At 29.0% G+C, this 252-nt stretch carries 1 pseudogene; it reads left to right on the plus strand.

Annotated elements, in window-relative coordinates:
• Positions 1 to 107: 107 nt before the first annotated feature.
• Positions 108 to 252: pseudogene (locus SB717_RS38015) on the plus strand (SH3 domain-containing protein); the annotation flags it as partial.

Genomic DNA, 252 nt, shown 5'->3' on the forward strand with positions numbered 1-252 from the left:
TCAAAAATACAACTAATATTTCTCAACATTAATATATTGAAAATAATTAGAATATTTAAGATAATCATTTGTGAAGAAGTAAATTATAAAAAAAGGGGGAATTTATTTTGTTACGTCGTTTATCTATTTGTACAGTACTAACAGCTTTTATATTTACTTTATTTACATTTAACGGCTATGCTTTCGCGGCTACGAATACTACTGAAAATGAAACAGTAGTAGCAGCTTGTGCAAAGGGAGGTACGGTAGGTG

The sequence above is a fragment of the Priestia sp. SIMBA_032 genome, from assembly GCF_046535215.1.
GTDB lineage: Bacteria > Bacillota > Bacilli > Bacillales > Bacillaceae_H > Priestia > Priestia aryabhattai.